Below are 22,326 nucleotides of genomic sequence, written 5' to 3' on the forward strand. Positions count from 1 at the left end.
TCGCGCCCATTCTATGATGCAACGATTCTGGCATTCCCTTACCGCTCGCTTCAGCCTGGCCGTCATCGGCTTCGCCGCCTTCGCCCTGGCGCTGTTGATCGCCGCCGCCGTGTTCGACGTGTCGTACGTCTGGGTCGGCGCCGCACTGCTCGCGGCGCTGCTGCTGTACGGCGCCGTCTGGTTCTACAAGCGCCAGATGCGCCTGCGCTCCGGCGCGGCCTTCGGTGGCATGCTCGAACAGCAGGCGGCCGCGCCAGTGGCCAGTGCGGCGCAGCGCGAAGAGAACGAAGCGATCCGCCAGCGCATGGTCGAGGCGATCGGCACGATCAAGACCTCGAAGCTGGGCCAGCTCTCGGGCGATGCGGCCCTGTACGAGCTGCCCTGGTATATGGTGATCGGCAACCCGGCAGCCGGCAAGAGCACGGCGATTGCCAGCTCGGGCCTGCAGTTCCCGTTCGCCGACAGCAAGATCGTGCAGGGCGTGGGCGGCACCCGTAACTGCGACTGGTTCTTCACGACCGACGGCATCCTGCTCGACACGGCCGGGCGCTACTCGGTCAATGAAGAAGACCGCGGCGAGTGGATGGGCTTTCTCGACCTGCTGAAAAAATACCGCAAGCGCGCGCCGATCAACGGCATCATCATCGCCGTCAGCATCGCCGAGCTGACCGGCAACCGGCCCGAGTTCGCGATCAACCTGGCCAAGAACCTGCGCCAGCGCGTGCAGGAACTGACCGAGCGGCTCGAAGTGCATGCGCCGGTCTACGTGATGTTTACCAAGGCCGACCTGATCACGGGCTTCAACGAATTCTTCCAGGACGCCGAACGGGGCGACCGCGACAAGGTCTGGGGCGCCACCCTGCCCTACAGCCAGACGAGCTCGAAAGCCGATGTGCTGGAGCAGTTCGATGCCCGCTTCGACGAACTGTATGACGGCCTGAAAGAGCTGAGCATGGCCAATATGGCCCTGCAATGGCGCGAGCAGATGCCGCCGGGCGTGTTCACGTTCCCGCTCGAGTTCAGTTCGATCAAGGGCCCGCTGCGCACCTTCATCGCCACGCTGTTCGAAGAAAACCCGTTCCAGTTCAAACCCGTGTTCCGCGGCTTTTACTTCACCAGCGCAGTGCAGGAAGGCGAAACCGTGTCCGCGTCATCCGAACGCGTCGCGCATCGCTTCGACCTGCAGATGATGCCGGCGACGCGCTCCGACGTGCAGGAACAGCACGGTTACTTCCTGCTCAACCTGTTCCGCAAGGTGATCTTCGCCGACAAGGACCTGGTGGCGCAGTACGCCAGCCCGGCCAAGACCCGTGCGCGCTATGTGACGTTCTTCGCCGTTGTCGCACTGTCCGGCCTGGCGCTGGGCGGCTGGTCGTGGTCGTACCTGGCCAACCGCCAGTTGGTGGCCAATGTCCAGGCCGACCTGGACCAGGCCATTAAAGTGCAGGAGAAACGACTGGATCTGGCGTCGCGTTTCGAGGCGCTGGAAATCCTGCAGGACCGCATCGAGCAGCTCGACGCCTACCGCGACCAGCGCCCGCTGGCGCTGAGCCTGGGCTTGTATCAGGGCGAGATTCTCGAGCAGAAGCTGCGCCAGGAATACTTCGCGGGCATGAAGGAAGTGATGCTCAAACCGGTGGGCCAGTCGCTCGAAGCCTTCCTTGGTGAAGTCAACAGCGGCGCGGCGCAGTTGCAGCCGATGTCGGCGCCGCCGCAGTCCGGCGCCGTGGGCGGCATTGCGCCAGCCGCAGCGACCGGCTCCGCGGCTGGTACGGGCGCAGCCCCCGGCGCCCTGCCTGCCGCGTTGCCAGGTTCGCCGCTGGCCCCCGCCGCCGCTGTCAACTTCGGCGCGCTGCAGTTCAAGGATGCTAATCCGGCCAACGTCGAGGATGCCTACAACGCATTGAAAACTTACCTGATGCTGAGCGACAAATCGCGCGCCGAAGCCAGCCACCTGAACGACCAGCTGACCCGCTTCTGGCGCGTCTGGCTCGACAGCAACCGTGGCACGATGACGCGCGAACAGATGATCCGCAGCGCCGAGCGCATGATTTCGTTCTACCTGAGCCAGCTGAACGATCCGGCCTGGCCGACCATCGAAGGCAAGCTCGCGCTGGTCGACCAGACCCGCGACAACCTGCGCCGCGTGGTGCGCGGCATGCCGGCGCGCGAGCGCGTGTATGCCGACGTCAAGGCCCGCGCCGCGACCCGTTTCCCGTCGATGACGGTGGCGCGCGTGGTCGGCGACGGCGACAAGGAACTGGTCGTCGGCAGCTATGCGATTCCCGGCACCTTCACCCGCGACGCCTGGGACAACTACATCCAGGGCGCGTTCCGCGACGCCGCCAACCGCGAACTGCAAAGCACCGACTGGGTGCTCAAGACGGCCGCCAAGGACGACCTGACACTCGAAGGCAGCCCGGAGCAGATCCAGAAAGCCCTGCTCGCGTTGTACAAGAACGAGTATGCGCAGCAGTGGCAGAAGTTCATCCAGGGCGTGAGCATTCGCGAACTCAATGGCTTCGACCAGGCTGCGACCGCCATGAACCGCCTGGGCGATCCGGAATCCTCGCCGATCGATAAACTGATCAAGACGGTGTATGCCGAAACGTCGTGGGACAACCCGTCGCTGATCGACGCCGGCCTGCAACGCGCCCAGCGCGGCGCCATGGGCTGGTTCAAGGAAACGATCCTGCGCCAGAAGCCGTCAGCGATCAACGTGAATCTGGACACGAGCAGCAAGCCGGGCGCCGCCCCGATCCCGATGGGCCCGGTCGGTCGCGAGTTCTCGGGCGTGGCCCGCCTGGTGGTCAGCAAGGATAACGGCGCGACGCTGATGAAGGGCTATATGGACATGCTGTCCAAGCTGCGCGCGCGTTTCAACCAGATCAAGAACCAGGGCGACACCGGCCCTGGCGCCAAGCAATTCATGCAGCAGACGCTCGATGGTTCCGGCTCCGAACTGGCTGAAGCATTGAAGTATGTCGATGAGCAGATGCTGATCGGGATGACGGATGCGCAGAAAAGCGCCATCCGGCCGCTGCTGGTGCGTCCGCTGATGCAGACCTTCGCCGTGATCGTGCGCCCGACCGAGGCCGAGATCAACAAGGTCTGGGCTGCGCAGGTACTCGAGCCGTTCAACCGCACGCTGGCCGTGAAATACCCGTTCGCGCAGAATGCGGCCGTGGAAGCCAGCGATGCTGAAATCGGCCAGGTATTCGGTCCGGAAGGGTCGATCGCCAAGTACTTCAACACCACCATCGGCCCGCTCGTCGTGCGCCGTGGCGACGTGATCAGCGCCAAGACCTGGGCCAATATGGGCATCAACCTGGCACCGGGCGTGGTGAGCAGCTTCCCGAGCTGGATCGCTCCGCTGTCGGCCGGCGGCGTGGCTGCCAGTGCCGGCGCCGGCGAAGCCCAGACGCGCTTTGAAGTCCAGGCGCTGGGCGCGGCAGGCGCAACCGAGTTCACGGTCGAGATCGACGGCCAGTCGCTGCGCTGGCGTGGTCAGCCGCAACCGTTCGTGCAGATGGTGTGGCCGAACCCGCGCGGCGTGCCGGGCTCGCGCATCACGGCCATGACGCCCGAAGGCCGTACCGTCGTGCTGCTGAACGAGCCGGGCCACTTCGGCCTGAAGAAAATGATCGATGCCGCCAAGCGCCAGCGGCGCGACAACGGCGTGTTCGAGCTGAGCTGGGAAAACAGTGGCGTCATTGTGCGCGCCAACCTGAAAATCGTCGCCACCACCCAGGCGGCAGCGCCAGCACCTGGTGCGGCAGCGGGCTTCCGCCGCATGCGCCTGCCGGACACGATCGCGGTCTCGGCGCCGCTCGCGCCGACGAGCGCTGCTGCCCCGGTTGGCGCGCCGGTCACCGGTGCAGTAGCGGCAGCGGGCGGGAGCAAGCCATGAGTCGTCCGGTCGCGATTCCGGTCGGGTACTTCGGGAAGATCCCGACCCGGGCCGACTTCGTCAAGGCGAGCGAGAATGCGGCGCTGAGCAGCATGCTCGACGCCTGGCTGGCGCAGGCGATCGACCTGCTCAGCGCCGACGCGCGCTGGAAGCGCAACTACGATGCGCTCGCGCCGATCAACTTTGCGTTCATCGGGCCCCGGCGCGGGCGCGCGGTGGCCGGCCATCTGGTGGCCAGTACCGACCAGTCGGGCCGGCGCTTTCCGTTTCTGTTGATGAGCACCATGGCGATCACCACGCCGGCCACCTTCGTGGCCAGCAGCCCGCTCATGCTGGCGCGGCTGTGGAACCGGCTCGAAACGATCAGTGCCGACGTGATGCGCGCCCAGGAACCGGCACCTGCGCTGCAGACCGCCGCGACGACCACGGTCGAATTCGACCCCGACAGCGCTGCCAGTACCGCCGAACTGAACACGTTCCTGGAACAGCAGACGGTCGGCTCACTCGACACGATGCTGGAGCGCGCCGGCTTTCACGTCTCGACGCGCCAGATCCTGCTGGCGCTTGGCCTGCTGCTGCAACCGGTGATGGCCACCAGCTCGAGCCGCCTCGAGAAAAGCCTGGTATTGCCGCTGCCCGTGGAAGCGCTGCAGCGCCAGCAGGTGGCGGCGTTCTGGATGCACCTGATTACGCCGTTCCTGCTGCGCGCCGACTTCGAACTGTCGGTGTTCGTCACGCGCCAGGACGAGCGGCCGGTGCTGGTGCTGGGGTTTTCCGGCGCTTCGGCGCAGACGCTGCAAGCCATCATGGATCCGCAGGTCGGCCTGGAACACCACATCGGCTTCGACCAGCTCGACTGGGTCGAAGACCAGGTCGGCGCAGACTATGCGATCAAGAAGGTCTCGACTTATCTGGCGCAACGCGCCCTCTCACTCAAATCGGCCGGCGAATCGCTGCACGCCGCCTTTATCGGAACCTGACCATGCGTGTTGTAACGTCCCTCCTGTTCGTCCTTGGCACCGCCCTCCTGAACCCGGCTTCGGCCCAGACGGCGGTGCCCGCAGGCGTCACGCCACAGCCCGGCCAGGTGCTGGCCAGCGGCACCGTGCCGGATGAATCGACCAAGGCCGCCGTGCTGGCGCGCCTGTACGAAGTGTATGGCGCCGACAAGGTGGTCGACCAGATCGCCGTCGGCCAGGTGGCGCAGCCGGCCAACTGGAACAACTACGTGCAAAAGCTGATCACGCCGCAACTCAAGCAGATCACGCGCGGCCAGCTCAAGATCGACGGCAGCACGGTAAGCGTGCGCGGCGAAGTGGCCAACGAGGCGCAGCGCCAGCGCATCGCCAGCGACTTCGCCACCAGCCTGAACCCGACCTATGTCGTCAACAACGGGCTGCGCGTGGCCGCGGCCGAACAGAACATCCTCGACGGCGCGCTGGCCAACCGCATCGTCGAATTCGACAGCGGCAAGGCCACCCTGACCCCGGCCGGTCAGGCAATTCTGGATCAGATGGCCGTCGCCATCCAGAAGCTGCAGGGCCGCAAGATCGAGATCATCGGCCACACCGACAACCAGGGCCTGAAGGCAGCGAACCAGAGCCTGAGCCAGGCGCGCGCCGACGCGGTCAAGACCTACTTCACCGGCAAAGGCATGGCCGCCGACATGTTCACGACGCTGGGCCAGGGCTCGGACCGGCCCGTGGCCAACAACGCGACGCCCGATGGACGCGCACGCAACCGCCGCATCGAATTCCGTATCGCGCAATAATTGACAGGGTCATCCATGACGTTTACAGCAGAACAACTACTCGAACCGATCAGCCCCGAATCGCCCAGCGGCGAAGACTTGTCCTTCTCGCCGGAGCTCGACGCCATCTCGCAGGCGCGCCGCTTCGACGACCCGTCGCTCGCCCAGGGCGAGTGGATCACCGACCTGAAGGAAGCCGACTGGCCATTCGTCGTGCGCCGCTGCTCTACCCTCTTGAAGGACACGAGCAAAGACTTGCGCCTGGCAGTCTGGCTGGCAGAAGCGGCCGTCAAGACCGATGGCTTGCGTGGCCTGGGTGAAGCGCTGCGCACACTGGCTGGCCTGTGCCAGGACTACTGGGACGTGGGCCTGTATCCGGAATCGGATGGCGATGACCATGACCAGCGCATCGGCAACCTGAGCTGGATCCTGGCACGCATGCCTGCACTGCTGCGCGAAGTGCCGGTGACCGATGGCCGGCAAGGCAGTTATTCGACGATCGACTTCGAGACGGCGCGCAAAGCGGCCGCGGCGGCCAGCAATGGCGGCGCGGTGACCGGACCCAAGCTGGCCGACCTGGAAGCGGCGCGGCGCAACAACTCGGCGGCGTTCGTAACAGCGTTTAACGCGGACATTCAACTGTGCCTGGATGCGTTGACGGAGCTGGAAGCCGTGGCCGATGAGCGGCTGGGTCCGGACAGCCCCGGGTTTTCGGCGGCGCGCAATGCCGTGGTCGATCTGCAGCGGATGGTGCCGGCGGCCGGCGGGGCTGCTGCACCGGTGCCGGGCGACGCAGATGCTGCGGCGTTGGCAGATGCGCCGATTGGCGCTGCGGACCATGCAGGCGGCATCGCCATGCCAGTGGCGCCGGCTGGGCCGCCCGGACCGATCCAGACCCGCGCGCAGGCGCTGGCGCAACTACGCGCGGTGGCGCAGTTCTTCCGGCACACGGAACCACACAGCCCGGTGTCGTACTACGCGGACAAGGCGGCCGATGCGGGCGAGCAGAATCTGCACGACTGGCTCAAGTCGGTGGTCAAGGATAGCGCAACCATGGCGCATATCGAGGAGTTGCTGGGCGTGCAGCCGCGTAACGATTGAACAGGGTCGGGTTTTACCGGCCTATGGGATGGGTTCTGTGGGGATCAATCGCGCAATGGCGGTCAATTCGTCCACGGCGCGCTTGACCGCAACGAAGAAATCCCAGTCGCTCAAATCTTCGTCGGGTGTGAAGGTAACATTGCTTTGGTACGCCTGCAGATAACGCGCCGAGTCGTAGGTGATTGCGAACAGTGTTTCCCCGTCGGCGCCTGTCAGTGTGAAGGTACTCATGGTTGGCAGCGCGTGGCAGCCATTGACTAGCGCTGGCTGTAAATCGACCGAGATGCCCGGTATGAGTTCGATGAGCTTGCCGTCGTTCTCGCGCCGGAACAGCCCAAAACGCCGCTCGTCGGGCGTCCTGAATACCAGTTCATTGTCATACGTCCAATAAAAAAAACACCGTTTTTCATATTCGACGGTGTAGCTGCCGCGCACGGAAAAGTCGGCGCGCTGCAACATGGACATTTGGCCGACCATGAGCGGCTCATCGTCGTCGTCAAGGATTGGCGCCCAGTTGCCTGTCAAATCGTCGAGGTCGATCACATCGGCTGCAGTGTAGTGCGCAAATAGATACATGCGTGGCGTTCGCCAAAGATTAATAATTGTAGATGCCCATTGGCAGCTCGAGGCGTCTTTCTCTCGGCGCTGCCCTCGTCGATGTTGCAAGAATGATGTTGTCAGGCGATTGCATGCCGGGTGCCGTCGCAACTTGCGTCATACGCTTGGCAAACGTCATCAAGTCTTTCCAACTCAAGATCACAGTGAAGAACAAAATAGTAATCGACGAAGATGCGGCGCATACCAGATAGAACCAGAGCTCCATTGCGCCGCCTGTGAGGGGTTGAAAGCATTCGTCATGAAGCCACCGTCATGGAAATTCCGATCCGGGTCAAGTCGGGCCGGCTTTCACACCGGCCCGCTTACTTGCTTACTTTCTTACTTGCTTACTTCGTTACTTCACGCTGTACTTGAACTGCCCCTTCTTGTCCGCGCCCACCTTGATCTTCGAGATCGTCTTGCCCTCGGCCATATTGGCCAGGACCGATTCGGCAACCTCCGGCAGCAGGCTGCCGTTCAGGATATTGTCGACGTTGCGCGCGCCCGAATCGACTTCGGTGCAGCGTGCCAGCACGGCTTCGACGAGCGCCGCATCCCAGGTCAGCTCGGCCTTGTGATTGACAGCGATGCGGCGCGCGATCTTGGCCAGTTTCAGCTCGATGATGCGCACCAGGACGTCGTCGGGGATCGGGTAGTACGGCACGACCTTCAGGCGCCCCAGGAAGGCAGGCTTGAAGGCCTTCATCAACTGCGGGCGGATCTGCTGTTCCAGCGCTTCGGGGCTCGGTAGCTCTTCCTCCGTCTTGTTCAGGCACGCGGCCATCATCGTGCTCGACGCCACGTTCGAGGTCAGGATGATGATCGTGTTGCGGAAGTCGATTTCGCGGCCCTCGGCGTCGTCCATCACCCCCTTGTCGAACACCTGGAAGAACAGTTCGAGCACGTCCGGGTGGGCCTTCTCGACTTCGTCGAGCAGCACGACGCTGTACGGGTTGCGCCGCACAGCTTCGGTCAGCACGCCCCCTTCGCCATACCCCACGTAGCCTGGCGGCGAGCCTTTCAGGCCTGATACGCTGTGCGCTTCCTGGTACTCGCTCATATTGATCGTGACCAGCTTGCGCTCGCCGCCATACAGCACGTCGGCCAGCGCCAGCGCCGTCTCGGTCTTGCCGATGCCGGACGGGCCGACGAACAGGAACACGCCCTTCGGCTTGTCCGGATCATCCAGGTTGGCGCGCGACGTGCGCACGCGCTGCGCCACTGCTTCGATTGCATGCGACTGGCCCAGCACCCGCTCTTCCAGCAAGTCCTTCAATTTGAGGACCGTCTTGATTTCATCCTTGACCATCTTGCCAAGCGGGATACCGGTCCAGCCAGCGACAATCTCGGCCACCACGTGGCCGTCGACCTGCACCGGTACCATCGGCGTCTCGCCCTGCAGCGCGCGCAGCTCGGTCATCAGAGCCTGTACGCCGGCGGCGTCGCCCGGTTTGCCACCTTCCTTCGCACCCGCTTCCAGTTCACCGCGGGCGGCCTGAATTTTCTCGGTCAGCCCTTTTTCGATCTCCCAGCGCGCTGCCAGCGTGCCGTGTTCGTCGTTGGCCGCGCCGCGCGCTGCGCGCAATTCGGCCAGGCGCGCGGTGTGACTGGCGCCGCCGCTCTCTTCGCGTGCCAGCGACGCGATCTCGGCATCGATCCGGTCCAGGCGCTTGGCCAGGTTGTCGAGCAGCGCGGGCGTGGCGTTCTGGCCCAGCGCCACCTTGGCGCAGGCGGTATCGAGCACGCTGATCGCCTTGTCGGGCAGCTGACGACCGCTGATATAACGGTGCGACAGGCGCACCGCTTCCGTGATCGCCTCATCATAGACGCGCACATTGAAGTGCTTTTCCATCAGCGGCGCCATCGCGCGCAGCATGGCGCAGGCCAGTTCCTCGCTCGGCTCTTCTACCTTGATCACCTGGAAGCGCCGTGCCAGTGCCGGGTCTTTTTCAAAATACTTTTTGTATTCGCCCCAGGTGGTCGCGGCGATCGTGCGCAGTTCGCCCCTTGCCAGCGCGGGTTTGAGCAGGTTGGCGGCGTCGTTCTGGCCGGCCGTACCGCCAGCGCCGATCATCGTGTGCGCTTCATCGATGAACAGGATGATCGCGTGCGGGCTCTTTTTGACCTCGTCGATCACGTTCTTCAGACGGTTCTCAAATTCCCCTTTCACGCTGGCACCGGCCTGCAGCAGACCCATGTCGAGCGTGTGGATCTCGACGCCCTTGAGCACATCGGGCACATCGCCTTCGACGATGCGCAGCGCCAGGCCTTCTACAACAGCCGTTTTACCGACGCCTGCTTCACCCGTCAGGATCGGGTTGTTCTGGCGCCGGCGCATCAGGATGTCGACCGCCTGGCGGATCTCCATATCGCGGCCGATCACCGGATCGACCTTGCCATCGCGCGCGCGTGCGGTCAGGTTGGTCGTGAACTGGTCCAGCGCCGGGGTCTTGCCGGCGCCCTGCCCTTCAAGTTCGCCGACCGGATCGGCGCCAGCAGCAGCATCGTCTTCGCCGTCCGCTGCCGGGCCCACCGCTTCCTGCGAGCCCTCGGTCATCGCATCGAATTTGTGCTTGAGTTCATCGACGTTGAATTTGTTGAACAGCGCCGAGCTGCGGTATGCCAGCTGCGCCAGTTCGCTGTCGGTGAGCAGCGCCTGCAGCAGGTGGCCGCTGCGGATGCTGCTCTCGCGGCCGGCGCGCACGTCGAGCGAGGCGATCAGCCATGCGTTCTCGAACAGCTTCGGCAGGCGCGCCGAAAATACGGGCGTGCGCGTGTTACCGGTTTTCAGACGCGCGACTTCGGCGTGCAGGTCGGCCTCCAGCATCGGCAGGCTGATGCCGCTCTTGCGCGCGATGACGGCTAAATCGCTGCGCGGCTGCTCCAGCAGCGCCAGGAACACGTGTTCGAGGTCCACCTCGAACTGGCCAAGGCCCACGCAGATGCTGGCGGCGCGTGTGGCGGCAGTGCGGCTGGTGTCATTGAGCTTGCCGATCAGCGTCTTCAGGTTGATGCTCATTGCGCGCGAGTCCTTCTGTAATGTGATGGTGTGGTTGAGGTGAGTGAATCGGTGTGTGTCTAGACGGTTGCCAGTTCGTAGCGCAGGTCGTCGCGATCGCGCGTTTCCGGCGCAGTGCAGAGAAAACTGTCCCAGCCCAGGCGCCCGCCATGGCGTTCTTCGCTGAGCGTGACGCCATCGACGTCCGGCGCGCGCAGCACGATGTGCACTTCGTACTCCAGCGTCAGGCCGGTGAACATGGTGAGCATCTTTGCCAGCGCGCGCGCGGCCAGGCCGCCGGGCAAGAAGGCATCGAAGCCGGCGCGATCGAGCGGCCCGACCGTCAGGCGCATGCGCAGGTCGCGCTGCCACACGCGCCCGCCGACCAATGCGCTCATGCCCAGCTGCGCATTGGTGCCGCCCAGCATCGTTTGCTGCGTGGGCGGGACGTCGTACCAGGCGCCGATGAATTGCGTGACGTTGATCGGCTCGCCGAAATAGTCGCTCAAGACCTTGCCGATCATGGCGGCCGATGCAGGCCGGTGACGCATCGCGGCGGCAAAGTAGCCAACCGACTCGTCCAGCACGCCCTCGCCGCCATCGGACAGGCGATGGCGCAGCGCGTGGTTGCCCAGGCCGGCCATTGAGAGCAGCAGCGGCAAAAAGCGGTCCTTGCCGTCGATTTCGTATTGCAGCTCGAGCCGGTACTTGCGCCAGGCTTCGTAGAACAGCGCCAGCGTACGGTTAGAGAAAGTGTCGAGAAATGCGCGCGGGCCGTCGTCGCGTTCGTACAGCGCGTGCGCCGCAATGCGTTCGGTGTAATGCGCGGGCAAGGCGCCGGCGGTACCAAGAAAGCCCATGAACGCGGGCGTGATGCGGATGTATTTCAGCTCGCCGCGCCGGAGCGCCTCGCCCAGGGCAGCGCTGTCCCTGGCCAGCGCGCGCGGCTCGGTGTCCATCGCCTCGAGCTGGCTGGCCGGGAAGTTAAGCGACAGTGAATTCTGGAAGCGCAAGAAGCTGGCCACCGCGCCTTCACGCGGCAGGCCATTCTTCTTGAGCCAAAGCTCGAGCATCCGCACCGCCTGGAAGAACTGGAAGCGGTACGGTTGCTCGAACAGGCGCTCGATTACACTAGGTTCAAATCGCCGCTGCGGGGTGCGCATCGCCAAATGTCTTCTCCGGTTTTCTTGGAAACGATCGCCAGCTGCACGAAGCTGTTGGCGTGCACATACAGGCCGAAGAAGCATTCGATGACGTGGGCAAACGCGTGAATGCCGCTGCCAATGAAGGCTTCTTCGTCGATCGTCAGGCGCACTTCGATCCCGCGCACCAGGCTGGCGAACGGATTGCCCGGCAACCAGGCGTTGGCAGCTTTTGAGTCGATGGCGGCGATGCCGCGGATCTGGCGCTGCGAGATCGCCGAGCGCGGCAAGTCGTACAGCGTCAGCATTTCGCGAAACGCGTCGACGCCAGCGCCGGCCAGCGACAGGTGGTTCAAGGCCAGGTGCGACACCAGGCGCCAGTGGGCGCCGCGCCCGCGCTCGAAGCGCTGCGCCGGCGTTGGCCGCCGCAGGAACGCGATGCTGCGCACGCTCGATCCGCCCTCCAGGAACAGGTCACCGCCCGGCAGCCCGTAGCTGAGTGACGCCGGGATGTCGCGGTTGGTGCAGGTCAGCTCCAGACTCAGCGTGTCGGTCTCGATGGCGGCCGGATCGAAGTCGATGTCGACAATGGAAATCTCGGTTTCGTAGCCGGGGCTTTTCAGCGCCACCAGTTCGTCACGCCGCATGACCCAGTAGTGGCCATGCTTGCTCGGCGATTCGCCGTGGCGCAGCGAATAGAACGGACGGAACTCGGTGACCGACTCGCCCTGCGGCGTCTGGCGCACGAGCTTGACCGAATCGATCGATTGCACCTCGTACGCGTACGCGCGGCGCGCTTCGGGTAGCACCGGGTAGCTGGCGCTCGCGTGCGTCAGGCGAATCGGCTCGCCGCGCTGGCGGAACAGGTTCACGACCGGCGTGCAGCCGAGCAGCAGGTTATTCGTCGACATCGTGCCCAGCATGCGGGCCGTGTTCGAATCGGTGCGCAGGCCCGACAGGCCCAGATGCAGCGTGAAGCGCTTGCAGCCGGCTGGCAGCGCCGCCACGATGGCGGCCAGGTCGATATCAAAAAAGTTGAATTTCTCGGGAAAGCAGAAGTACTCGGTCAGCAGGCGGTACGCCGGATGCGAGCGCGCCGAGAACGGGATCAGCGATTCGTCTTCGCGAAAACCGGCTGGCGCCAGCGGGATCGCGCCAAGCGGCGTCCAGCGCCCGCTGCCATCCGGCTCGACCCAGGCTTTCACGGTGCGCATGAACAGCGTGTCGCGCAGCGCGGCGCAGAACGATGGCTCGCCATCGATGAACACGCGCAGTGCGCCCACGCCCAACTGGCCCAATGTCACCTGGGCCGCCGTGGTCTCGATGCCGATGGCGATGCTCGCGCTCACGCCAGGCGGCAGCATCACGGCTTCCGGCGCGTCGAGAATCGGATGAAATGCCGCGTGGCTCAGCGCCAGCGGCGCGATGGTGACGGGATAGGCCGTGCGGAAGGTACAGGCCACGCCCTTGACGGCGCGGGTATCGAGCTCGGTGCCGCGCGCCATCGTGCTGGCGGTAGTGAGCTGCGCGGCGCTCGCACTGTAATCCATGCGCGCGATCGAGCACGATGGAAACGGCCGCAGGTAGTGCGGATAAAGCACTTCGAACAGTGCTTCGGTCAGTTCGGGATAATCGTCGTCGAGGCGTTTGGCCACGCGCGAATTGAGCAGCGCGAACGACTGGATCATGCGCTCGATATGCGGGTCTTCGCAGACCTCGCCGCCCATCAGCAGGTTCCCGGCGATCTTCGGATAGCGCTCGGAAAATTCACGCGAATAGCGGCGCAGGAATCCCAGCTCGCGTTCGTAATACGGTAATAGTTCTTCCACTTCAGGTTCCTTGCGCCAGGCGGCGCGCCTTGCTGATCGTGTAATGCAGGCTCGATGGCTGCAGTACGGCGTCGAAATTGACCGGTTCCTGCTCGGCATGCAGCACGAGCAGCGCCGTGATGGCGAAATTGAGGCGATTGATCGTGCCCTCCTGCACCACCAGCGCGGCGCGCACATTACGCAGCCGTGGTTCGTGGCGGCCGATCGTCTTTTCGATACAGGCGCAGATATAGGCGCGATCGTCGCTGCTCGACAGGCTCAGGCCAGCAAAATCCTTCAGCCCATAGGTGAGGATCGAGCGCGCGCATTCCGGAAAGGCGCGGATGCGGTCGTCGCCGATGGCAGCGCGGGTATTCAATAGTGCTTCCAGGTCGCGGGCAACGCTGTCCTTCAGTTCCTCGATCGACAGGCGGGTGACGGCTGCCGGCGCGCCCTGCGGTGCGCTGCGAGTGCTGCCTTCCATCAAGCGGTCAAACAGTCCCGGCGAAAAACCCTTCATGTGGCTCCTGGATAGCGTGGGTATGACGACGATATCAACTGCACGGCGCACCCGGGCGGCAAGCCTGCCGCGCGGGTGCGCCGAAAGTGCACTACCGGATCATCAAGCCGTTTTGTTGGCCGACAGATCCCAACCGCCCGAGGTATTGCCGCCCGAACCGCCGCCCACTTTTTGCTGGGTGTACTTCCACTTTACTTTCGAGTATTTCAGCGACAGGTTTTCCGACAGGATGTCGCCGGCTTCAACGCGTGGCGAGACATTGCTGATCAGGACGTTCTCGAGTTCGATCTCGAAATACTTGATGCGCTCGCCCTGGCCATCGGCGCGCAGGAATTCGATCTTTGCTTTCGGGATCGTTTTGCCCGACGAGCAATTTTGCAGCAGCAGCGGAGTCGCCAGATCGGCCAGTTTGGCGATCACGATGTCCTTGTGCTCGGTGCGCTCGGCCGTGTGGCCGCCGCCGGTCGATGCGGTCGCCGATTTCGGCTGCAGCACTTCCCACTGAACGGAACGGCATTCGATCCAGTCCTTGTGGGAGGTGTCGGTGGATTCGCCTTTGATGCCGTCGATTTGCAGGTATACGTCAATAGCCATGCTAGTTCCTTCGCAGAATGTTCGTGATTAAGATTTGGTCGATTGCGGCAGCTCCGCCACCAGGCGGAGCGACACGGACAGCTCATCGAGCTGGAAATGCGGGCGCAGGAACGACACCGCGCGGTACACGCCGGGACGGCCGGGTACCTCGGATACCTGCACCGATGCTTCACGCAGCGGAAACTGCGCTTTCTGTTCCTGGCTGGCGTTGTCGTCCAGAAGGACGTACTGGGTCAGCCAGCGATTCAGAAAATCTTCGACATTGGCAGCCGATGCAAAGCTGCCGATCTTGTCGCGCATCATCGCCTTCATGTAGTGGGCGATGCGCGAGACGGCAAAAATGTATTGCAGCTGGGCCGACAGCACCGCATTGGCATTGGCCGCGTCGCTGTTGTATTTCTTGGCTTTCTGCGCCGACTGCGCGCCGAAGAACGCCGCGTAATCGGTATTCTTGCAGTGCACGAGCGAGATGAAGCCCAGGTCGCTGAGCTCTTTCTCGCGACGGTCGGTGATGGCGATTTCGGTCGGGCACTTCAGGGCCACTTCGCCTTCGTCGGTCTTGAAGGTGTGGGTCGGCAGGTCTTCGACCAGGCCGCCGCCTTCGACGCCGCGGATCGCCGCGCACCAGCCGAAGTCCTCGAACGCCGTCGTCAGGCGTGCACCGAACGCGTACGAGGCATTGCACCACAGGTACTTTTCGTGGTCGGTACCGTCGACGTCCTCGACAAAATTGAAGCCTTCGACAGTGGCGCCGTCGGCCGGATGGAACGGCAGGCGGCCCAGGAAGCGCGGCAGCGTCAGGCCGACGTAGCGTGCGTCTTCCGACTCACGGAACGATTTCCATTTGGCGTATTCGACGGTGTCGAACACCTTCGACAGGTCGCGTGGTTTACCCAGGTCGCTGTAGGTTTCCAGGCCAAACAGCTCGGGCGAGGCCGACGAGATGAAGGGTGCATGCGAGGCAGCGGCCACGTGCGACATCTGCTCGATGAAGTACATGTCTTCGGGCTGGCGGGTGATTTCATAATCGCCCAGCAGCGCACCGAACGGGGCGCCGCCGAAGGTGCCGAATTCTTCTTCGTAGACCTTCTTGAACATCGTCGACTGATCGAATTCAAGCGCACTCTGGAAATCCTTGACCAGTTCTTTCTTGGTCGCGTTGAGCATCTTGATCTTGAGGTTCTGGCCCGTGGCCGTGTTCTTGACCAGGTAGTTCAGGCCGGTCCAGCTGCCTTCGAGCTTCTGGAACTCGGGCGCGTGCATGATGGCGCTGAGCTGGCGCGAAATCATCGCGTCGAGTTCGGCCACACGGGCATCGATGGTGGCCGCCAGGTTGTTCGACACCACGACAGTGCCTTCCATGACCTGGGACACCAGCTCGGAAATGATGTCCTTGGCGCGCGCATGCTCGGTGCTGGACTTGGCCACCTTGCTCTGCTCGACGATCTGGTCGAGCAGCGCGAGTTCGGTGGTGGCCGCGCCAGCGGCCTGGGACGAGGTTTGGAGAGACATGGTTCAGTCTTTCTTGGCAGGGGTTTGCTGGCCCAGTTCGGCCAGCTTTTCGGTACTGCTCAGCACGTCGCTGAGGATGTCTTCCAGCTTGTCGTTGCCGGCCATCTTGTTGCGCAGATCGGCCAGCTTGGTGCGCGCTTCGAGCAGCTTGCGCAGCGGCTCAACCTGCTCGACCACGGCTTCCGGGCGGAAGTCGGCCATCGACTTGAACTTGAGGTCGACCGAGAACTGCCCCGTGCCGTCGCCCAGCTCATCGGACACGCGGTAGGCTGCGCGCGGCTCGACACCCTTCATGACTTCATCGAAATTATCGCGGTCGATGTTGACGAACTTGCGTTCCTTGAGGCGCTTCTGCTCGATCTCGGACTGGCCGCCAAAGTCACCCACGACACCCATCACGAACGGCAGTTCCTTGTTCTCGATCGCATCACCGATCTCGACGTCGTACGTCATCTGGACCCGTGGTGGACGCACTTTTTGCAGGCGCTTCTGAACACTTTCTTTTTTTGACATGACCTTCCCCATTTCACATGAACGGCGGCGCGTTGGCGGCGCCGATGGCTTGAGACGACAGCTGGATTACTTCAATGCATCGAACGGATTGGCACTCGTATCCGTGGTTGGCTTGGCGCCCTTGCGCGCCGGTGTGCGGGTGGCCGGCGCGGCAGCGCGGGCACGCGGTGCAGGCGGCACGAGCACTTGCTCGCCCAGGCTTTCGCGCAGCAGCTTGGCCAGATCCTGCGACTCGGTGCGCAGCGAACCGGACAGATTGTTCTGGCGGCTCAGGTCAGCCAGCGCCCGCGTCGACAGGCGCAGCCCGCTGACGGCGATGATGCTGTTGGCGACCTGGTCGTTGGGATCGCGCACCAGGATTTCTTCGGCATTGACGATGGCTTCGCCATAGCGGCCGGCGTCGTAGCGCGTTTGCGCCATGCGGGTCCATGGCGTCTTGTCAGTCGGGTATGCGGTGGCGGCTTCGCGCCACAAGGCGATGGCGGCTTCCTTCTGGCCAGCCGCATCGGCGGCAGCGGCCTTGCCCATCACGTCGGCCAGCGATGGCTTGACTGGCTTGACTGGCGCGGTGCTGCAGGCACCCAGTGCCATGACACAAAGGGCGCTGCCCAACAGGCGGCGAAGGCGTACGGATGATGTCATGCGGTCCTCAAAAAAAAGGGTTAATGCAGGTTGTATCGAACAATTGCTCTACTGTCATTTCCAAAAAAATACCATAAATTATGGAAATGGCGCTCACAACAGGAAATGGAACACCGTTTATGCACCGTAGGTAAAGGGGGTGCAGCACGGTACAAAGTGGAAATAGCAATTTCCTGATATTCAATGTTATTGTCCTGTCAGTTGTAACCGAGCATTGGTTTTGTCTATAGGATGTGCGATGAGTAATTCTGGAAAACTTCTTTGGGGCGAAGGACTTTTTCTGCGTCCCCAGCACTTTCAGCAGCAGGATCGCTACCACGAGGCGCGCCTGCGCGACAGCGTGCGGGCACTGCATCCGTACTGCTGGGGTGTAAATGGCTTGCAGGTCGACCGCGACGCGCTGCAGAACGACACGCTACGCCTGCTGGAGCTGACGGTGTTCTTCCCAGACGGCGAAATTTACGCGGCGCCGGGTGACGACGACCTGCCGCCCGAGATCGACCTGGCCGCCATCCCGCGCAACCAGCAGGAGCTGACCTTCTACGCCGCCCTGCCCGCCTTCAAACACTTTGGCGCCAACTTCGCGCCCGACGGCCAGCCCAGCAACGCGGCGCGCTTCGCCCAGCACAATGCCGACACGCCGGACCTGTACACGCAGGCCGCGAGCGCGCAACTGGCCTACCTGAAAAAATCGCTGCGCCTGATCTCGGAAGCCGAACCGCGCGACTCGTACGTGAGCATCCCGCTGCTGCGCCTGCGCCGCCTGTCCACCGGCGGCTTCGAGCAGGATCCGACCTTCATCCCGCCAAGCCTGTCGATCCGCAGCGCGCCGCTGATGTTCCTGCAGCTGCGCCGCCTGCTCGATGCGCTGCAGGCCAAGGTCGACGCGCTGTACGGCCATCACCGTGAGCCAAGCAAGAACGTCATTGAATTTCGCTCGGGCGACATGTCGTCGTTCTGGCTGCTGCACACGGCCAGCTCGGCGCACGCGTCGCTGAGTCATTACTTCCATCATCCGACACTGCACCCGGAGCGCCTGTACGAGGCGCTGCTCAGCCTTGCCGGCGCCCTGATGACGTTCTCGAAAGGCCTGTCGCTGAGCGACCTGCCGCCCTACGAGCACGTCAACCCGGGCCCGGGCTTTGCGCGCCTGCACGCGATCATCCGCGAGCTGCTCGATACCGTGATCTCGTCGAAGTACTTCGCGATCGCCCTCAACGAAGTCAAGCCGTCGTACCACCACGGGATGCTGGACTCGGGCAAGATCGACGCCCAGACCAGTTTTTATCTGGGTGTCTCGGCCGATCTGCCGGGCGTGGAACTGGTGGACATCGTCCCGCTGCGCTTCAAGGTCGGCGCGCCGGATGACGTGGAAAAATTCGTCCTCTCGGCCATGCCCGGCGTACGCCTGGCGCATGCGCCGCAAGTGCCGGCCGCCGTGCCGGTGCGCCCGGACACCTATTACTTCGCCCTGGATGCAAAAGGTCAGATGTATGACCGCATGCTGCAGGCGCAATCGATATCGATCTATGTCCCATCCGGACTGCGCGACCTGAAGCTCGACCTCGTCGCCGTTACCTCATGAAGACCCCGTTATGACAACCAGCGCACCATCCCTTATCCCCGGCGGCCAGCCCTCGTTCACGCCCAGCGTGGCCGCCGGCCCCGGTACCGAACACACGCTGATGGACCTGATGTACGACGGGTTCTACGCACTGTTCATGCTCAAGAACGGCCATGGCCCACAGTCCGATGCGGACTTTCGCAGCAAGCTGACGCAGTTCCTCGACGATTTCACGCGCGGTGCGAAGAAGCAGAACGCCACGCCGGACGACATCGACAACGCCAAATACGCTTTCTGCGCGGCGGTCGATGAAATCATCCTGCGCTCACCGTTTTCGATCCGCGACGACTGGGCCCGGCGCCCGCTGCAACTGGTGCTGTTCGGCGACCAGCTGGCCGGCGAGAACTTCTTCATCCGCCTCGAGGGCCTGCGCGCCCGTGGCAGCGCGCACCTGCAGGCGCTCGAGGTATTCCATATGTGCCTGCTGCTGGGATTCCAGGGCCGCTACATGATCGAGGGCGAAGAAAAGCTCAATTACCTGACCTCGCGACTGGGCGACGAAATCGCCCACATGAAAGGCCGCACGGGCGGCTTCGCGCCGCGCGCCGAGCGCCCCGACCAGATCATCCACAAGCTGCGCAACGACGTGCCGTTGTGGGTGCTGTGCTCGGTGTTTGCGCTGATCTGCGCGCTGGGCTACCTGGCCCTGCGCGGCACGCTGGGCAGCACCACCGAGACGACCTTGAGCGCCTATAACGACGTCGTCAAACTGGCGCCCAAGCAGGCCAACCTGACCATCACGCTGCCGTGAACTCCCCGTCCGACCTGGCAGGCGCATCGCTGATCGATGCGCTGTTTGGCGTGAAACTGAGCCAGCACGCACGTCTGATCACAATCGCCTCAGCGCAGGATTCGACCCTGCCGCAGGCACTGGTGGCCGAGCGCTTCACGGGGCGCGAGGCGGTCAATGAACTGTTCAGTTTTGATGTCGATGCGTTATCGACGTCGACCGATCTGGATCTGGCCGACTTCATCGGCGAAGAACTGACGATCACCTTGCTGCAACCGGATGGCAGCCGCCGCGCCTGGCACGGCCTGTGCACCGACGCCGCCTGGCTCGGCGCCGACGGCGGCCTGGCGCGCTATCGGCTGCATCTGCAACCGGCGCTGGCCCTGCTCGGACTGCGGCGCGACAGCTATATTTTTCAGGACAAGGATGCGCGCGACCTGATTGGCGAACTGCTGGCCGATTACCCGCAGGTGCGCCATTCGTTCGACGTGGCGCAGGCCCTGGCCGTGCGGCCGATCTGGACCCAGTACCGCGAAAGCGACCTGGAATTTCTGCAGCGGGTACTGGCGGCCGAGGGCCTCAGCTGGCGTTTCGAGCACGATCAGGAAGGCGACGAGCTGCCCGAGGGCGGCGCGGCGCAAGCGCGGCACCGCATCGTGTTCTTCGACAGCCAGGCCGCCCTGCCCGCTACGCCGGGCGGCGACACGCTGCGCTTTCATGGTGTGCGCGCCAGCGACACCGATGACGCGATCGACCGGTTCGCCGCGCAGCGACGCGTGGCGGCCAACGCCGTCTCCATCAGCAGCTGGGATCCGGCACAACTGATGGCGCCCGCAGCCGAGCAGTTGACCAGCCTGGATATCGGCGAGATGCCGTCGCTGTCGATTTACGACGGCAGCGCCGAGCGCCGCCACGACAACAAAGCAGGCGCTGACGCGCACAGCCGCGTCATGCTGCAGGCGCTGGAGCTGGACAACAAACAGTTCGAAGGCGCCGGCGCAGTACGCCGCATGGCAGCCGGGCACGGTTTTACGTTGACGCAGCACGATGGCTATGCGGACGGCGACAACAGCTTCAAGACGCTGTGGGTCGAGCACGAGGCGCGCAACAATCTCGAGCCGGCACTGGGTGAGGCGCTGTCGCGGCTGACCGGGCTGGCCGAAGCCGGCGCGGCAACCCTGCTGCAGTTTTCCGATGAAGCGCTCGAACCCGGCACCTACCGTAATCGCTTTGGGTGCGTGCGCGAAGCCGTTGCGATCGTGCCGCGCGCGGCGGCTGCACGCTTTGCCGGGGCGTCGCTCGGACCGCAGACGGCCATCGTGGTCGGGTTGCCCGAGACGATCAATACGACCACGCGCGAGCACCAGGTGCGCATTCAGTTTGCCTGGCAGCGCGGGGTTGGCGCGATCTCGGGCGGGTTGACGCACGACACCGACGAAAAAGGCAATGCACCGGGCAACGATGCATCCGGTACCTGGGTGCGCGTGGCGGAGGCACTTGCCGGACCGAACTGGGGTTCGCAGTTCACGCCGCGCCTTGGTACCGAAGTGCTGGTCGATTTCATCGAAGGCGACATGGACCGGCCCCTGGTGGTCGCGCAGTTGTATACCGGATCGGATACGCCGCCCTTCTCGGCTGGCGTCGACACCGACATCAATCATGCCGGTGTGATTTCCGGCATGCACAGCAATAACTTCGACGGCGGCGGATTCAACCAGTGGGTGCTCGACGATACGAGCGGGCAGTTACGCACGCGTCTGGCGACCAGCAGTGCGGGCACGCAGCTCAATCTCGGGTATCTGGTGCAGCAGGCGGCCGGCTCGGCGCAGCGCGGCGCGTATCGTGGGAGCGGGTTTGAATTGCGCACTGATGCGTGGGCTGTTGTTCGTGGCGGCGAAGGTGTGCTGATGTCGGCGACGGCGCGCGCGCAGCAAGGCAGCAGTGTGACGTCGACGCAGCTGGATAGTAGTGAGGCGATCGGGTTGCTGCGTGGTGCGGGCGAATTGGGGACCACCCTTCTCAATGCGGCGACCGGGCAAAAGGCCCTGTCGAGCAAAGAAGCGTTGCAGGCGCAGGTTGAATTGATCGAGCATGTTGATCCGAAGCAGAAAGGCAAGTTTGCCGGCGGCGTGGGTGGGCAGGATGCGCTGAAGGCGGCGGCTGGTTCGCGTGATGCGGATGCCGCAGCGCCGGTGGAAAAATTTGGTGCGCCACTTGTGCTGATGGAAGCGCCGAGCAGCATCAATTGGGCGACGCCGGCATCGACCGTGATGTTTGCGGGTGGGCAGTTGCAATGGACGACGCAGGCGGATTTGCATATGGCGGCGGCGTACACGGTGGCCTCAGTGTCGGCGAATGCGACCGGCTTGTTTACGCATGATGGCGGAATTCAGGCGGTGGCGGCGAATGGGCCGGTGTCGCTGCAGGCGCATACGGATCAGCTGGAAATTCTCGCCGACAAGGCTGTCACCATTGTGTCGGTCAATGATGTTATTGAGATCAAGGCCAAGGAAAAGATCGTGCTGCAGGCGGGGCAATCGTCGGTGACGCTGGAGGGCGGGAATATTACGTTTGCTTGTCCGGGGAATTTCAGCGTCAAGGGGGGGCAGCATGTTTTCGAGGGCGGCTCAAACCGGAATACCGACTTCGTCAAACTGCCAGACACCCGAATCAAGATTTTTGATGAAGCATTTGTTTTAAAAGATCCAAGCGGCGCACCTATTCCCTACATCGATTATATCGTTGAAAATCGCGATGGCAAGCATATGGCAAAAACTGCTGCTGAAGGCCATAGTGATAGAATTTCCACCGTTGCAATTGACAAACTGAATTTCTCTATTAAGTGGTTCACAATTGAGCCGGAATGATAACTAGCAACTTACCCT

At 63.5% G+C, this 22,326-nt stretch carries 17 protein-coding genes; 7 read left to right on the top strand and 10 right to left on the bottom strand.

Annotated features, from left to right (window positions below; all coding sequences use genetic code 11):
* Positions 1-16: 16 nt before the first annotated feature.
* The 4 genes from tssM to tssA are packed head-to-tail and all read left to right on the top strand — an operon-like array spanning position 17 to position 6,761.
* Positions 17-3,910: a type VI secretion system membrane subunit TssM gene (gene tssM, locus AC56LY_RS11125; protein WP_499582026.1), complete on the top strand. Its 3,894-nt coding sequence runs from the start codon at positions 17-19 to the stop codon at positions 3,908-3,910.
* Complete coding sequence (tagF, locus tag AC56LY_RS11130) at positions 3,907-4,890, top strand: type VI secretion system-associated protein TagF (RefSeq protein WP_499579312.1); 984 nt, start codon at positions 3,907-3,909, stop codon at positions 4,888-4,890. Before tssM ends, tagF begins: the two co-directional genes overlap by 4 nt.
* A 2-nt stretch (positions 4,891-4,892) precedes the next feature.
* Entirely contained in the window at positions 4,893-5,681 is a 789-nt protein-coding gene (locus AC56LY_RS11135) for an OmpA family protein (protein ID WP_499579313.1), read from the top strand.
* Positions 5,682-5,696: 15 nt separating this feature from the next.
* Positions 5,697-6,761 (top strand): type VI secretion system protein TssA, encoded by a 1,065-nt coding sequence (gene tssA, locus AC56LY_RS11140; protein ID WP_499579314.1) that lies wholly within the window; start codon positions 5,697-5,699, stop codon positions 6,759-6,761.
* A gap of 21 nt (positions 6,762-6,782) precedes the next feature.
* Here tssA and AC56LY_RS11145 read toward each other — a convergent pair whose 3' ends face one another.
* The 10 genes from AC56LY_RS11145 to AC56LY_RS11190 form a co-directional block, all read right to left on the bottom strand.
* Positions 6,783-7,304: a hypothetical protein gene (locus tag AC56LY_RS11145; protein WP_499579315.1), complete on the bottom strand. Its 522-nt coding sequence runs from the start codon at positions 7,302-7,304 to the stop codon at positions 6,783-6,785.
* A gap of 52 nt (positions 7,305-7,356) precedes the next feature.
* A complete protein-coding gene (locus AC56LY_RS11150) occupies positions 7,357-7,584 on the bottom strand; it encodes a hypothetical protein (RefSeq protein WP_499579316.1) in 228 nt (75 codons plus the stop codon).
* A gap of 129 nt (positions 7,585-7,713) precedes the next feature.
* Positions 7,714-10,377 carry a type VI secretion system ATPase TssH gene (tssH, locus tag AC56LY_RS11155; protein WP_499579317.1) on the bottom strand — a complete coding sequence of 888 codons (2,664 nt, stop codon included), beginning with the start codon at positions 10,375-10,377 and terminating at the stop codon, positions 7,714-7,716.
* Positions 10,378-10,436: 59 nt separating this feature from the next.
* Positions 10,437-11,519: a type VI secretion system baseplate subunit TssG gene (gene tssG, locus AC56LY_RS11160; RefSeq protein WP_499579318.1), complete on the bottom strand. Its 1,083-nt coding sequence runs from the start codon at positions 11,517-11,519 to the stop codon at positions 10,437-10,439.
* A complete protein-coding gene (tssF, locus tag AC56LY_RS11165) occupies positions 11,483-13,327 on the bottom strand; it encodes a type VI secretion system baseplate subunit TssF (RefSeq protein ID WP_499579320.1) in 1,845 nt (614 codons plus the stop codon). The genes tssG and tssF overlap by 37 nt, the downstream gene beginning before the upstream one ends.
* 1 nt (position 13,328) lies before the next feature.
* Positions 13,329-13,826: a type VI secretion system baseplate subunit TssE gene (tssE, locus tag AC56LY_RS11170; protein WP_499579321.1), complete on the bottom strand. Its 498-nt coding sequence runs from the start codon at positions 13,824-13,826 to the stop codon at positions 13,329-13,331.
* Between the two features lie 102 nt (positions 13,827-13,928).
* Positions 13,929-14,420 carry an Hcp family type VI secretion system effector gene (locus tag AC56LY_RS11175; protein WP_183558457.1) on the bottom strand — a complete coding sequence of 164 codons (492 nt, stop codon included), beginning with the start codon at positions 14,418-14,420 and terminating at the stop codon, positions 13,929-13,931.
* A 27-nt stretch (positions 14,421-14,447) separates the two neighbouring features.
* On the bottom strand, positions 14,448-15,932 hold the full coding sequence (gene tssC, locus AC56LY_RS11180; RefSeq protein WP_499579323.1) for a type VI secretion system contractile sheath large subunit: 1,485 nt from the start codon (positions 15,930-15,932) through the stop codon (positions 14,448-14,450).
* A 3-nt stretch (positions 15,933-15,935) separates the two neighbouring features.
* On the bottom strand, positions 15,936-16,445 hold the full coding sequence (gene tssB / locus AC56LY_RS11185) for a type VI secretion system contractile sheath small subunit (RefSeq protein WP_499454557.1): 510 nt from the start codon (positions 16,443-16,445) through the stop codon (positions 15,936-15,938).
* Positions 16,446-16,511: 66 nt separating this feature from the next.
* Positions 16,512-17,087, bottom strand: coding sequence for a tetratricopeptide repeat protein (locus tag AC56LY_RS11190; RefSeq protein ID WP_499579326.1), 576 nt, complete (start codon positions 17,085-17,087; stop codon positions 16,512-16,514).
* 238 nt (positions 17,088-17,325) lie between these two features.
* On the opposite strand from AC56LY_RS11190, the gene tssK reads away from it, so the two are divergent.
* Genes tssK through AC56LY_RS11205 form a run of 3 tightly spaced genes read left to right on the top strand, consistent with a single transcriptional unit; the run spans position 17,326 to position 22,308 of the window.
* Positions 17,326-18,672: a type VI secretion system baseplate subunit TssK gene (gene tssK / locus AC56LY_RS11195; RefSeq protein ID WP_499454559.1), complete on the top strand. Its 1,347-nt coding sequence runs from the start codon at positions 17,326-17,328 to the stop codon at positions 18,670-18,672.
* Positions 18,673-18,682: 10 nt separating this feature from the next.
* Positions 18,683-19,462: a type IVB secretion system protein IcmH/DotU gene (icmH, locus tag AC56LY_RS11200; RefSeq protein WP_499579330.1), complete on the top strand. Its 780-nt coding sequence runs from the start codon at positions 18,683-18,685 to the stop codon at positions 19,460-19,462.
* Positions 19,459-22,308, top strand: a complete 2,850-nt coding sequence (locus AC56LY_RS11205) for a type VI secretion system Vgr family protein (RefSeq protein WP_499579332.1) — start codon at positions 19,459-19,461, stop codon at positions 22,306-22,308. The genes icmH and AC56LY_RS11205 overlap by 4 nt, the downstream gene beginning before the upstream one ends.
* Positions 22,309-22,326 lie beyond the last annotated feature (18 nt).

The sequence above is a fragment of the Telluria sp. ZT3P25 genome, from assembly GCF_059685895.1.